At 67.8% G+C, this 12,823-nt stretch carries 14 protein-coding genes; 6 read left to right on the forward strand and 8 right to left on the reverse strand.

What is annotated here, in order from left to right; translation table 11 throughout:
- Positions 1-2: 2 nt before the first annotated feature.
- Positions 3-1,268, reverse strand: coding sequence for an alkaline phosphatase family protein (locus AC4EEV_RS16215; protein ID WP_491329435.1), 1,266 nt, complete (start codon positions 1,266-1,268; stop codon positions 3-5).
- Between the two features lie 340 nt (positions 1,269-1,608).
- Between AC4EEV_RS16215 and AC4EEV_RS16220 the strand changes: the two genes are divergently transcribed.
- Positions 1,609-2,994, forward strand: coding sequence for an OFA family MFS transporter (locus tag AC4EEV_RS16220; RefSeq protein WP_491329436.1), 1,386 nt, complete (start codon positions 1,609-1,611; stop codon positions 2,992-2,994).
- A gap of 1 nt (position 2,995) precedes the next feature.
- Positions 2,996-3,139 carry an MFS transporter small subunit gene (locus tag AC4EEV_RS16225; RefSeq protein ID WP_285249306.1) on the forward strand — a complete coding sequence of 48 codons (144 nt, stop codon included), beginning with the start codon at positions 2,996-2,998 and terminating at the stop codon, positions 3,137-3,139.
- Positions 3,140-3,273: 134 nt separating this feature from the next.
- On the opposite strand, the gene AC4EEV_RS16230 is transcribed toward AC4EEV_RS16225, so the two are convergent.
- The 3 genes from AC4EEV_RS16230 to AC4EEV_RS16240 are packed head-to-tail and all read right to left on the reverse strand — an operon-like array spanning position 3,274 to position 6,028.
- Positions 3,274-3,705 (reverse strand): DUF2177 family protein, encoded by a 432-nt coding sequence (locus AC4EEV_RS16230; RefSeq protein ID WP_491329437.1) that lies wholly within the window; start codon positions 3,703-3,705, stop codon positions 3,274-3,276.
- Positions 3,702-5,570 carry an AMP-dependent synthetase/ligase gene (locus tag AC4EEV_RS16235; protein ID WP_491329438.1) on the reverse strand — a complete coding sequence of 623 codons (1,869 nt, stop codon included), beginning with the start codon at positions 5,568-5,570 and terminating at the stop codon, positions 3,702-3,704. Before AC4EEV_RS16235 ends, AC4EEV_RS16230 begins: the two co-directional genes overlap by 4 nt.
- Positions 5,567-6,028 carry a MarR family winged helix-turn-helix transcriptional regulator gene (locus AC4EEV_RS16240; protein ID WP_491329439.1) on the reverse strand — a complete coding sequence of 154 codons (462 nt, stop codon included), beginning with the start codon at positions 6,026-6,028 and terminating at the stop codon, positions 5,567-5,569. The genes AC4EEV_RS16235 and AC4EEV_RS16240 overlap by 4 nt, the downstream gene beginning before the upstream one ends.
- A 140-nt stretch (positions 6,029-6,168) precedes the next feature.
- On the opposite strand from AC4EEV_RS16240, the gene AC4EEV_RS16245 reads away from it, so the two are divergent.
- Together AC4EEV_RS16245 and AC4EEV_RS16250 are read left to right on the forward strand one after the other, a co-directional pair.
- Complete coding sequence (locus tag AC4EEV_RS16245) at positions 6,169-7,038, forward strand: DUF1295 domain-containing protein (protein WP_018762072.1); 870 nt, start codon at positions 6,169-6,171, stop codon at positions 7,036-7,038.
- Between the two features lie 130 nt (positions 7,039-7,168).
- Positions 7,169-7,756 carry a hypothetical protein gene (locus tag AC4EEV_RS16250; RefSeq protein ID WP_491329440.1) on the forward strand — a complete coding sequence of 196 codons (588 nt, stop codon included), beginning with the start codon at positions 7,169-7,171 and terminating at the stop codon, positions 7,754-7,756.
- A gap of 38 nt (positions 7,757-7,794) precedes the next feature.
- Here AC4EEV_RS16250 and AC4EEV_RS16255 read toward each other — a convergent pair whose 3' ends face one another.
- The 3 genes from AC4EEV_RS16255 to AC4EEV_RS16265 all read right to left on the reverse strand — a co-directional run bounded on the left by AC4EEV_RS16255 (position 7,795) and on the right by AC4EEV_RS16265 (position 9,563).
- Complete coding sequence (locus tag AC4EEV_RS16255) at positions 7,795-8,193, reverse strand: hypothetical protein (protein WP_491329441.1); 399 nt, start codon at positions 8,191-8,193, stop codon at positions 7,795-7,797.
- 71 nt (positions 8,194-8,264) lie between these two features.
- A complete protein-coding gene (locus AC4EEV_RS16260; protein WP_491329442.1) occupies positions 8,265-8,714 on the reverse strand; it encodes a DUF3592 domain-containing protein in 450 nt (149 codons plus the stop codon).
- A 78-nt stretch (positions 8,715-8,792) separates the two neighbouring features.
- The gene (locus AC4EEV_RS16265) at positions 8,793-9,563 is read right to left on the reverse strand and encodes a YoaK family protein (protein WP_491329443.1); all 771 of its coding nucleotides are present in this window, start codon (positions 9,561-9,563) and stop codon (positions 8,793-8,795) included.
- Positions 9,564-9,708: 145 nt separating this feature from the next.
- Between AC4EEV_RS16265 and AC4EEV_RS16270 the strand changes: the two genes are divergently transcribed.
- Positions 9,709-9,975 carry a hypothetical protein gene (locus AC4EEV_RS16270; RefSeq protein ID WP_026264667.1) on the forward strand — a complete coding sequence of 89 codons (267 nt, stop codon included), beginning with the start codon at positions 9,709-9,711 and terminating at the stop codon, positions 9,973-9,975.
- A gap of 1 nt (position 9,976) precedes the next feature.
- Here the strand turns inward: AC4EEV_RS16270 and AC4EEV_RS16275 are convergent, their stop codons facing one another.
- Positions 9,977-11,203, reverse strand: a complete 1,227-nt coding sequence (locus AC4EEV_RS16275; RefSeq protein WP_491329444.1) for an amidohydrolase — start codon at positions 11,201-11,203, stop codon at positions 9,977-9,979.
- Between the two features lie 248 nt (positions 11,204-11,451).
- Here AC4EEV_RS16275 and AC4EEV_RS16280 point away from each other — a divergent pair, with 248 nt between their 5' ends.
- Positions 11,452-12,810, forward strand: coding sequence for a virginiamycin B lyase family protein (locus AC4EEV_RS16280; protein ID WP_491329445.1), 1,359 nt, complete (start codon positions 11,452-11,454; stop codon positions 12,808-12,810).
- Positions 12,811-12,823: the final 13 nt, after the last annotated feature.

Below are 12,823 nucleotides of genomic sequence, written 5' to 3' on the forward strand. Positions count from 1 at the left end.
TGTCACGGGAGTTTCCATCCGTCGGCGAGTGCTTTCTGTTTCAGTCCTGACCATTCCTCTTCCGGCGGCGGACCCACCGGGGAGCAGGCGGGGCCGGCCACGAATGGCGGAACGAGGTATCTCGGGGCGGCCAGGTTGGCAGGGGTGCCGAAGTCCAGGACCTCTGCAATATTGCGGGCGGCCTGGTCACGCTGTGTGAGGGGCGCCAGGTTCCAGCGCCATTCGATCGCTTTCAGGACCGAGGTGTGGTCGTAGACATCGTGGGCGACGTACCGGCGCCGCGCCCTGGGCGAGACCACCAGGGACGGCACCCGGAAGCCCCGCAGGGCGGTATCCGGGTTGGTGTCCGGGGCGGTGGCCGGGGGCAGATGGTCGTAGAAGCCGCCCCATTCGTCGTAGTTGACCACCAGCAGGGTGGTGGCCCAGCCCGGCCCTGACGTCACGGCGTTGTAGACCTCGGCCAGGAACGTTTCTCCGGAGCGGATATCGGCATGCGGGTGGTCATCGCCGGAGGTCCCGGAGCCTTCGTCGGTGAACCGTGGATCCACGAAGGACACCGCCGGCAGCGCCCCGGCGGAGCAGTCGGCGAGGAACTCCGCATAGGGGTGGGAAATGCCCTGGTACTTGGCTCCCCAGAGTGCGGTGAACGGGATGTCGCCGTAGTAGTACTTACCGGATACGCCAGCGCTGGCCAGCCGGTCCCAAATCGTGGGAAGGGTACTGGTGGCGGTGGAGTTGTGGATCCGGTCGGTGGCGGCGGCGTGCTGGTAGAACCGGTTGGGGTAGGTCTCGGCCATCGTCGCGGCGAAGTAGCGGTCGCAGACAGTCCAGTCGGGGCCGGCCTGGCGCCAGAAGTCCAGGTCTTCGGCGCCGTAGTAGCCCACGGCGAACTCGTCGTTTTCGCCGGCCCGGAGCCAGCCGTCGTTCTTGCCGTTGTTGTATTGGATCCGGCCGCCCTCGTAGGAGTGGTCAGGATCCGGGTGGCCGCAGCCCTGGAAGTCGGTCAGGTGGTAGGTGGAGTGCGGGATGCCGTAGCGGTCCCGGAAGGTCAGTCCGGACTGTGTGCCGTCGGACCCGGGCAGCCAGCCGAGGAAGTGGTCGAAGGAGCGGTTTTCCATCATCACCACGACGATGTGCTCGATGCCGGAGTCACCGGGAGCCGGGAGGGCCGGCGGGGCCGCGGCGGCTGCCCGCAGGGTGCTTCCGGCGGCCAGGGTGGTGGCAGCCGCGGTGCCCGCTGCGAAGAAGCGGCGTCTGGAAAGATTCACGTCAGATTCCTTGTCCGTCATGGAGGACGGCGAAGCGGGCACGCCCCCCACGATGGGCCGATCGCCGGACCGTAAGTTACTGGTCGGTATATTTCGCGTTCACCAGTAGATCACGGCGAGGTTACGGCCCGGGCCCAAACCGGGGTCCGTTCATGCAGAGTTCACCGGACGTTCGGCGGCTTGAGGCGCGTCCCGTGGTGCCGCTCGCCGTATATTCACTACCGGTCGGCGCGCCAACAGTACGTTTGCTGATGATTTGCATGATGATTGCCGGAGGCAACGGGCCGGGCCCTTCGCCGCTGGACACCGTCGTCTTCCACCTAGCAAGGGAATCATCATCATGGGCTTCCTGGACCGTGACCGAACCATCGCCCCGCCGGGCTTCAACCGCTGGCTTGTCCCGCCGGCAGCGCTCGCTGTCCACCTCTGTATTGGCCAGGCCTATGCCACCAGCGTGTACAAAACCGCGCTGGTCAAGCATTTCGGCGCCAGCTTGACCGAGATCGGGGTGATCTTCTCCATCGCCATCGTGATGCTGGGCCTCTCCGCGGCGGTCATGGGCACGTGGGTGGACCGGAACGGTCCGCGGAAGGCGATGTTCACCTCGGCCATGTTCTGGGTGGGCGGCTTCCTGGTCGGCTCCCTGGGCATCTTCACGCACCAGCTTTGGCTGGTCTACCTGGGTTACGGCGTGGTGGGCGGCATCGGGCTTGGCATTGGCTACATTTCGCCGGTGTCCACGCTCATTAAATGGTTCCCGGACCGCCCCGGCCTGGCCACCGGCATGGCGATCATGGGCTTCGGCGGCGGCGCGCTGATCGCCAGCCCCGTGTCCCAGGCCCTGCTCAAGGCCTACGATCCCAACTCCGGTGCGCAGGGCTGGGTGGCCAGCGGCGATGCCGTGGGGAAGCTCTTCCTGACGCTCGCCGTCGTCTATCTCGCCTACATGCTGTTCGGCGCCTTCACCATCAAAGTCCCCGCAGACGGCTGGCGCCCGGCCGGGTTCGACCCCGCCAAGGTCAAGGCCGCCAGGCTGGTCACCACGGAGAACGTCTCCGCCAAGAACGCCATCAAGACCCGGCAGTTCTGGCTGGTATGGGTGGCGTTGTTCTGCAACGTCACCGCCGGCATCGGCATCCTGGAGCAGGCGGCGCCCATGATCCAGGACTTCTTCCGGAAGGCCGACGGCGGCTCCCTGGTCAGCGCCGGCGTCGCCGCGGGCTTCGTGGGGCTGCTGTCCATCGGCAACATGGCAGGGCGGTTCGCCTGGTCCGCCACCTCCGACATCACCGGCCGCAAGCGGATCTACATGGTGTACCTGGGCGTCGGCGCGGTCCTGTACACCGTGCTGGCGCTGGCCGGTGCCACGGCCACGTTCCTCTATGTGGTGCTGGCGTTCCTGATCATCTCGTTCTACGGCGGCGGTTTCGCCACCGCCCCGGCGTACCTGCGGGACCTGTTCGGGACGTTCCAGGTGGGCGCCGTCCACGGCCGGCTGCTGACGGCCTGGTCAGCGGCCGGGGTGGCCGGTCCGCTGATCGTCAATGGCATCCTGGACGCGCAGGGGAAACCGGGCCAGCTGACCGGCGCGTCCTACCAGCCGGCCTTGCTGACCATGGTGGCCCTGCTGGTGGTGGGCTTCGTGGCCAACCTGCTGGTCACCCCCGTCGACGCCCGATTCCACGAACCCCGCTCCGCGCGGCACGAACCAGCCATGGAGGCCTGAGATGACCACAGCACACACCCACAACGTGCAGGAACCGGTGCGAAGGTCCACCGGCAGGCTGGTCTTGGGCTGGATCCTGGTGGGCATCCCGCTGGCGTACGGGGTGTTCCAGACGCTGACCCAGGTGGCGGCGCTGTTCGGGTGAGCCCTGCGCGCCGTCCCGCGTCACGCAGGGCAGGCTTTAGCAGGGGCGGACGACGGCGGGTCCCGGCTTTACGGGGTTCCGCCGCCGTTCCTTGGTCTAAAGCGTGCTGTCCGTGACGCGGGCGCCACGAAGACTCAGGCTGTGGCGGGGCGGGCGAGCCGGCGCCGCAGCAAGGTGGCGGTGGCCCAGGTGACGATGCTGCAGGCCCCGGCTCCCCAAAGGATGTCCGTGACGGCCACCAGGGCAGGGAAATCCTTCAGCACGGCGAACCCGGTCAGCGCCCACGTGGCGTAGGTGAAGAACCCGAACAAGGCTGCTCCCGTGACGCGCTGGCGTACCGTGGCGTCGGGGGTATTGGGGCGGACACCGTAGTGCACCATTCCGGCGACGAAGATGACATAGAACAGCACGGCCCCGGCCAGGTTTGCCTTGGGAGCGAGCAGGCCGCCGATCTGGTTCTGGTACAGCGGGTTGGCCACCAGCAGGATCCACGCCACGTCCAGTACGGCGAAAATCACGGCACTGACAACGTAGGCGGTCAGCCAGTTTTTGGTGCGGGGGTTCATGCTTGGCTCCTTGGATCGGTGTACAGGTGGTCCACGAAATGCCGGGCGCGTTCTGCAAACACGGTGCGTTTGAGTTTCATCGTGGGCGTGACATTGCCGTGCGCCTCGTTGAGGTCCGCCAGCAGCAGGACAAATTTGCGCACCTGTTCGGACCGGGCCAGCCGGGCGTTTGCGGCACTGACCGCCTTGCCCACCACACTGAGCAGCCGGGTGTCCTCGATCCGGACGGCGCCGCCGTCATCCGGAATCTTGAGCGCGCTAAGGTCTGCAATGCCTTCGCGCTCGGCCCACGCCGTGACGGACTCCGGGTCCAGCAGCACCAGGCCGCCAAGGTAGGGCTTGCCTTCGCCCACCATGATGGCGTGGGCCACCAGGGGATCGCCCTCCACATAGCCTTCCCAGATGGCGGGTGTGACGGTCTTGCCGCCGGCGGTCACAATCACGTCCTTGATGCGGCCTTTGAGGGTGAGCCGGCCGTGGGAGTCCAGTTCGCCCAGGTCCCCGGTACGGAAAAACCCGTCCACGAACGCTTCGTCGTTGTCGGAAACGCGGCGGTACCCGGCAAACACGCCCACCCCGCTGGCCAGCACTTCGCCTTGATCGGAGATCCGTACGGTGGTGCCGGGCATGGGGACCCCCACGGACCCGGAATGGATGGCGCCGGGAAGATTGCCGGTGAGCGGGGCTGTGGTTTCGGTGAGTCCGTAGCCTTCGATGACGGGCAGCCCGAGGCCCCGGAAGAACAGGGACAATTCTGTGTCCAGTGCGCCGGCGCCGGACAGCACGTAGTCAAGGCGTCCGCCCACCAGCGCGCGGAGGCGCGCGTAAAAGACACGGTCGAACACGGCCCGGCGGGCCCGCAGGCCCAGCGGGGCACGGACGCCGGGGTCGGCGTCGTGCGCTTCCGCGAACCTGCCCCATTCCACCGCCGTGCGCTGCGCCAGCGCCCAGACCCGGCCCAGGTGCTTTTGCGCCGCGGCGGCCGCCGCGGACGCCTGGATCTTCTGCAGGACGCGGGGCACCACCACCAGGAACGTGGGCTTGAGGGCGCCCAGGGCCGGCACCACTTCACGGGGATCGGCGAGGTGTGCGATGCGCATGCCGTTGGCCAGGCAGATGAGCTGCAGGCCGCGGGCCAGGACGTGCGCCATGGGCAGGAAGATGATGGTGTTGCCGCCCTCGCGGACCACGCTGGTGTAGGCGGCGCCGACGTTGAGGATCTGGCCCACAAAGTTGCCATGGGTGATCAACGCGCCCTTCGGGTCTGCGGTGGTGCCCGAGGTGTAGACGATCGTGGCCACGGACTCCTGGTCCGGCAGCAGGCGCCGTTCCTCCACGTCGCGGTCCGGAACGTCGGTGCCCAGTTCCACCAGCGCCTGAAGGTCAGCGCCGGGGCGGGCATCCATGGTCCAAATGCCCAAGTTTGGAGTTCCGGTCCGGGCGTACCCTTGCTCCAGCAGCGCGGCGTGCGCTGTGGTGCCGGCAATTGCCAGGCGGACGTCGGCGTCGGACAGCACGGCGGTCACTTGGGGCTGGGCGGAGGTTTCGTAGATGGGGACCACGACGGCGGCCGCGAACCACGCCGCCATGTCCGCCACCGCCCATTCGTACCGGGTGGGGGACATGATGGCCATGGTTTCGCCGGGTTGCAGGCCGGCCGCGATCAGGCCCTTGGCAAGGGCCCGGACCTCAGAAACGAACTGGCGGGTGGTCACCTGGCGCCAGGGGGCGGTGATGTCGGCACCGTTGGCCCGCACCTCGAAAGCGACGTGCTCCGGGGAGGTGCGGTACCGGTGCATTAGAAGATCGGTGGCGTTCCGGTGGGTGGACAGGTCGGCCAGGGGCGGCGAGGTGAACTCTCTCAAGGGGTGTCCTTCTCGGAAAGGGAATGCAGATGGTCCTGCATGAGGGTCAAGGCGACGTCCAGGAATCCGGCGATGGTTGCCTGTTCGTCCGCGGGGAGCGTGTGGATGTATTGGTTGGTGGCATCCATGAGGGGGAGCATCAGGTGCAGGATCCTGTCGGCAGCGGCGGGGGTGGCGCTGACATGGACATGCCGCCTGTCCTCGGCGGAACGCAGGCGTTCAGCGTAGCCGCGTGCTTCGAGCCGGCCGACAATGGCGGTGGTGGTGGCCGCAGTGGCGCCCAAAGTTTCCCCGAGAGCGCCGGCGGTGAGCGGTCCGGACTGGACCAGGGCGCTAAGTGCCCGGTAGTCCGTGAGGTTCAGTTCAAGATGGCGGGCCACCTCGCGCTCTGTCTCATTGGCGAGGTTGAACAAGTTCTGGAGCGCGGCGGCGGCCGGATGGTGCAGCGGTGCGTCCACGGGTCCTCCTCCTTGGCCTTCCCATATTGTAGTTATTGTCCTCTAGTGATCAAATAGATTTGAATACATGAGAGACTAGCAGGATAAGAGGGTATCGTCAGCGCAGGATCGCGCTGGGGCCCCGGGAAAGGAGCCTGTCCGTGAATGGAAGCAGCCGCAAGGCGCTCGTCAGTACTGTCATCGCCGTGGTGGTGGCGGTGCTCATTGCCCTCGCCGGAAGCCAGGGAGGTTCCCGGATTGGCGGGTTCCCGGTGTTTGCGCTGGGGGTTGCCGCGGCGTTCGTGATCCAGTGGCTGGTGTTCATTCCCAGCTTCAAGGCGCAGACCGAGAAGTTCTATGACCTCACCGGGGCCCTTACCTACATCTCCATCACCGTGTTCCTGGTGCTGGCTTCCCCCGGCGTCGATGCACGCGGCCTGCTCCTGGCGGCCATGGTGGTGCTGTGGGCCGCGCGCCTGGGCAGCTTCCTGTTCCTGCGGATCAGCAAGCACGGCAAGGATGACCGGTTCGATGAGCTCAAGCCGGACTTCCTCCGCTTCCTGAACACCTGGACCATCCAGGGCCTGTGGGTGGTGCTCACGGCGGCGCTGGCATGGGTGGCCATCACCTCGGACAAAAAGGTTGGCCTGGACGGGTTCTTCTGGGTGGGCCTGCTGGTGTGGGCCGCGGGCATCACGGTGGAAACCCTGGCGGATATTGAGAAGAACCGGTTCAAGGCAGATCCCGCCAACAAGGGACGCTTCATCAATACCGGGCTGTGGTCAAAGTCCCGCCACCCGAACTACTTCGGCGAAATCACCCTGTGGGTGGGGGTGGCCATCATCGCGCTGCCCGTACTCCAGGGCTGGCAGTGGGCCGCGCTGATCTCCCCGGTGTTCGTGGCCCTGCTGCTCACCAAGGGCAGTGGCGTCCCGCCCCTGGAGAAGAAGGCGGACAAGAAGTGGGGCGGCCAGCCGGACTACGAGGCGTACAAGAAGAACACGCCGGTGCTGGTGCCAAAACTTAAATAGCGCCCCGGAAGGACGTACGACGACGGCGCGCGCCCCGGGTGCCGTCGTACAGGGCCGGCGGCCCGGCAAGGGAAGATCTCCCCATGCCGGCTGCGGGTGGGCAGGGGATGGTGCCGCCTAAGCTGTGGTCATGGAGATAACACCCTCAGCTTCCGCGCCCCCAATGAAGTCCTTGCTCTACTGGCGCAAGAGCATGATCAACGGAGCCAGGACAGTACCTGCCATCGTGGCCATGGACAGCGCGGGAACGTTCAGCATGCATGACGCTGACGGGGTGCCGGTATTTTCCGTGCCGGCAGCCCAGGCGGCGGTACGGTTCACAAGCATGGGGACGATGGTGGTCACGGCGAACGGCCGGAAGTACGACATCGTGGGCGTGGGCGCGTCCTTGTCGCCCAGCCCGTCCTCCTGGCAACTCGCGGAGATGGCCGCCGGCGCGGATGGCCGCACGGACGCTACCGGCCTGAGCCGCGCCGGTTCCGCCGGGGCCGCCATGAGCGGCGCGGGCGGCCTGGGTGCTGTGGCGGGCGCGGCCGGCGGCGCTGCCATGATGTTCGCCTACTACCAGGGCCTGGACGCCATCAAAGCGTGGCAGGAAGCGCTCCCCAACGCCGGAGCCACGGTGCAGAAGAGTTCGATGAAGGCCGGACTCTACATCTCGCTGGGGGTTGTGGCCGCCGTGGTCATCGGCCTTGTGGTGGCGCTGAGCCTTCGGTAGCTGCCCGTGCAGGACAAGTGATGCCAGGAGGGCTGCCCCTATTTGTCGTACATCCGGAGCTCTACCTCGTACGGGCGGACGCAGAGTTCGATGTGGTAGTTCTCCTGAACGGTGCCCGAGGCACAGTTGGGATTGGTGAACGTCTTGAGGGCGTAGCCGGTCGAATCTCGCAGGTCGTCCAGGGTGACCTGCGAGGGGGTGGACCAGGTCCTGTCCAGATTGTGGCAGGACGTCTCCAAGGGGATGCAGCCGGGATCATTTTTCGGATCGCTGGCTGCAGTCACTTCCCAGCCGTCCCCGGCGGGAATTGCGTCCGCGATGGACACCATCTCGTTGATCCGGGCTGTTTCACGGGCCGGAGCCCCGTTGATCAACGGCATCAGCGACACCACCATGATTCCAATGCAGAGCGCCACGATGGCCGCTCCACCTGCCACCCATGGCCACACCTTCCGCTTTTTGGGTGGCATTCCGTAGGCCCGTATCAAGTCCCTCCCCGGCTGCGACATCAGCTGCGCCCCGCACGGCGTTTCCCGGCTACCCTCATGATGAACGCGATGAGCGTTACCAAGGCGGCCACGAGGGTCAGGATGGTTCCAACCCCGCGGATGGACACGCCCCCGCTCTCGAAACCCAGGACCACGGCGCGGGAGGGCTCCTGGCCGTCATAGACAACCGTTACGGGGGTGCCGACCTCGGGGTGCTGGTCGTGGTCAACGCTAGCCGAGACGACATGCTCGGCTCCGTCTGTGGAGGTGTACTGGACTTTGATGTCCCGGCTGGAGGCGCGCTGTGTGTCGTTGAAGTCCGTGATGGTGCCCGTGCTCTGCACCCCTGTCCGGGACAGCTCAGCATCAGCATCGATCATGACAGTCCCCAGCACCATCAGCCCGGGGCCTGCGAGCAGCACGATCAGGATAAAGGCGAAGGCGCCTAGGCGCCTTCGGTGGCTTTTCATGGGTCGCTTCCTCGGGGGCTGGGGTTTGCTCACATCGGCCATTCTGCCCCATGGCCGGCCCACGACTGGAGCCGGGGACTACTGACCGGCCTCGGCGTCAGGATTCACGACGGCGGCATCCGGGGCGGGTGCGGCCGTGGCCGTTTCCATGCCATGCCCACGCAGCTGCCGGTTTGTGGCGCTCCGGCCCAGCACGGCGACCCCAAGGGTGAGCAGGGCGGTCAGCAGTACCCCGAGCCCGAGGTGCAGCTGCGCGGACCCTGCACCCACTGCCGCGCCGGCCATGATGAGCCCGATCGCAGCCAGCCGCCGGCCCCAAACCGGGTGGGTATTTGCACCAAAGCGAGAATCGGCTGCCAGGCCTGTGATGGTGGAGGTGACCACCACGGTGGGGACGTCCTTGACGTTGAGGTGCCGGGCGGTGGCGGCCTGCGCCCCCATGGAGACGGCCAGCGTGCCGGTGATGGTTACCGTAAGGGCTTCGCTGTCCCGCGGGTTCAGGCCGCTGAGCAGCAGTAATGCCACTACGGCCATGATGGCGCTGACACCGATCAGCAGCACCGTGGTGCGCCGGTTCCAGCCGGAGGTGCTGAGCCGCAGCGTCCGCCCGGAGATCATGGCACCGGTCATGAACCCTGCCAGGGCTGCGATGGGGCCGAGGATGGGCAGGTTCCCGCCGCCAAGGAGTGCCATGCCCAGGATGACCACGTTGCCGGTCATGTTCGCCGCGAACACCCGGTCCAGGCCCAGGTAACCGACGGCGTCCAGCACGCCTGTGGAGAAGGTCAGCGCCAGCATGAGCACCAGGTGCAGCTTGGGCGGATGGGCAGGGAGGAAGCGGGCAGGCATGGGTACCTTCCATGGTCAGGTGCCGTGACGGGATGATTCCAGTATGAGCGGTGCAGGTGGCCGCCCGCGGAACCCGGGGTGCCGCCGTCGGGCGTTGCGGAGGGGTGGCAGACTTGAGGCTGATCCACGACCGAAAGCAGCCCCCTTGATTACCTTGCACCAGGACGCCGAAGGCTTTATCCGGATGAGCCGGCACTACCCGGCCGGTATCCGCATCCGGATCGCTTTCGCCGATGGCAGCACCGGTGAATTCTCCGGCCGGACCCTCAACAACGCCTACGATGCTGCGCTCGCGGAATTTCGGGCCAAGAACGGGCTCGACGCGCGGGGGTTCAACCGTGCCCCTGCCGGCCGGACCAACTCCGGCAACACCGTGGACTACGTTCCGGTGCATCCTGGCATGGGGGAGTAGCTCAGGCCAGCTGCAGTCCGTCGGCCACCACGGTGCCGCGGTGGACCACCGTGCGGCCGGGGAGCTTGTCCATCACGGCGGCGGTGACGGTGTCGCCCTCCAGCAGCACCAGTTCCGCGGGGTCGCCCACTGCCAGGCCGGGCCGGTCCGCCACGGAACCAAGCCGCTGTGCCGCGGGGTCGATGATGCTTGCCCCGCCGATGGTGGCCACGGCCGCACAATGCTCGATCAGCCCGTCCGCCCGGAACTTGTTGGTGAACGCCAGCTGCCATGTCCGGTCCAGCATGTCCGCGTTGCCGTAGGGGGACCAGTAGTCGCGCTGGCCATCCTCGCCCAGGCCCACCCGGATGCCGGCGGCGGTGAGCCGTTCCAGCGGCAGCGGGGACGCGGGCGCAACCGTTGCCACGGAGACGTCCAGCTCGGCCATGTCCGCCAGGAGCTCGTCGAGTTGGGCGTCCGGCAGCTCACCGAGGCAGAAGGCATGCGAGATGGTCACCAGCCCCTGCATGCCCAGCGCCTTGGTGCGTTCCAGGATCAGCTGGGTACTGAACAGGCCCAGCTGGCCCGGCTCGTGCAGGTGGATGTCCACGGGCTTGCCGTACTTTTCGGCCAGGCCAAAGACGATGTCCAGGTGCCGGACCGGGTCGCGGTCCAGTGCGCAGGGGTCGATCCCGCCCACCACGTCCGCGCCGAGCTTCAGCGCCTCCTCCAGTACCTCGGCGCTTCCGGGCTCGCGAAGCAGCCCGGCCTGCGGGAACGCGATCACCGCAACGTCCGCCCGGCTGCGGTGCGTTTCCCGGGCGGCGAGGACCGCCTCAAAGCGTTCCAGCCCGGCGTCGGCGTCCACCTGCGCGTAGCTGCGCACCCGGGTGGTGCCGCGCCCGATCATCGCGCCAAGGGTGTGCGTGGCCCGCTCGGTGATGGACGCTTCGGCGTCGCGCCAGTTGTTCCGGTCGTTGAGCATCATGTTCCACACCCCGGGCGCTCCGGTATGCGGGCGGAACGGCAGCCCCAGCCGGGTGGAGTCGAGGTGGACGTGGACGTCGGAGAAAGACGGCAGCAGGATCCGGCCGCGCCCGTCCACGGTGGCGGCGGGCTTGGAGCCCGGGTCCCCTGGAGCAGTCCCTTCCACGGCAACGGGGCCGACGGTGGTGATCACCCCGCCGTCGAGCGTCACGTCGGCGGCGTCCCCGCCCCAGGGGCGGACGTTGTGGAGGACGAGGGTCATGGGCGCGGTCCTGTCATGGGAAAGTCGGCGGCAGGGTTCGGACTTCAGTTTAGGGCCGGCGGCGGAGGGTACGACGACGGGCCCCACCCGGGTGCCAGGAGCCGCCTGGTGCCGCGTGGTGCCGTGCCCCGGCCGGTCCGGGCGGCAAGGCTTCCTGATGGCGGTGCGGCCCGCCACTGAGTCTGCTGCGCCGTGTAGGTAGGATCGGAGGACTGCCGCGGGGGTCGGCAGGAATTTGGGGGGACACCGTGATCCATCAGCCGCTTCGCCGTGCCGCCGGCGCGGTCTCCTCTGCCGGGATGGCACTGCTGGCCGGCGCCGCGCTGGTCCTGGCCTCCGCCGTCGTGCCCCCGCCTGCCGCCGCCGCCAAGTCGCTTGACGCCGTCGGCCAGCCCCTGGGCATCGCCACCGGACCGGACGGCACCCTGTACGTCAGCGACGACGACTATGCCGGGGTTGTCAACGCCTACGCGCCCGGGGAGACCGCACCGTCCCGCACCATCAAGACCGGGCGCGGCCCTACCTCGCTGGCGGTGACCGCCGACGGGACCCTGTACGTGTCCCAAAGCGAGGGCGCCCAGTCCCAGATCGGCGTCGTTGCCCCGGGCGCCGGCGAGGTTTCCCTGGTGATGAAGGTGTCTTCCGGGACCCACTGGCTGACCGTGGGCCCGGAGGGATCGCTGTATGTGGTGAATCCGGACGAGCACTCGGTGTCAGTCGTCAAGCCGGGCGACGCGTGGGTCCAGCGGACCATCCAGGCCGGCCCGCATCCGGTGAGGCTGGCGGTGGCCAAGGACGGGACAGCCTACGCCGTTAACGAAGCCGCAGGCACCGTGACCGTGATTCCGGCCGGTGCGCCGTGGCCGTCGCACACCATCGACGTGCAAGCCGGGGCCCACCCGCACGGGATTGCCGTCGCGCCGGACGGGACCGTCTACGTTGCCAACATCATGACCGCCGATGTGGCGGTGATCGAACCGGGCGGGACCACGGTGGCGCGGCGGATCCCCGTAGGCCAGGCGCCGCAGGAGGTCCTGGCCGCCGCGGACGGGACCGTGTACGTGACCAACAGCATGGACGATACTGTGTCCGTCATCGCGGCCGGTGCTGCCGCCGCGCAGACGGTTGCCGCCGGCGATGATCCGGGCCGCATGGCCCAGCGGGCTGACGGGTCCGTGGTGGTGGTCAACAGGCGGAGCAGATGGCTGACAGTGCTCGACGCCGGACAGGCCGGCGCTGTTGCGGCCCCCGCCACGGGTGGGGACGAGCCAGCGGAAGCAGCGGCCGACGGCGGCGCGTCAGACGGTGCGGTTGTTGCCAAGGCGTCCTTCAACGTGCCCGTTGCGGCAGTTGCCGCTGTGGCGGGTGTTGGGCTCCTCGCCAGTGCTGCGCTCCTTGTGGTGGTGCTCAGGCGGCGCAGGAAAACCGGCGGGGCCGACGGTGCCGAGGCCTGGGCGCTGGACTCAGCCCGGCTCCCAGTCCGGGGTGCCGGGCTGGTAACTACTGCGGGCACTGCCTTGACGCGAGGGCGGCCAGATCGTGGATCAGGCGCCGTACCTCATGCTCCCGGTTCCTTGCCCGGGAAGGCTGGCCTTGGATGGGTGTGAGCTTGGTGCGTGG

It is taken from the genome of Pseudarthrobacter sp. MOO14, assembly GCF_058267675.1.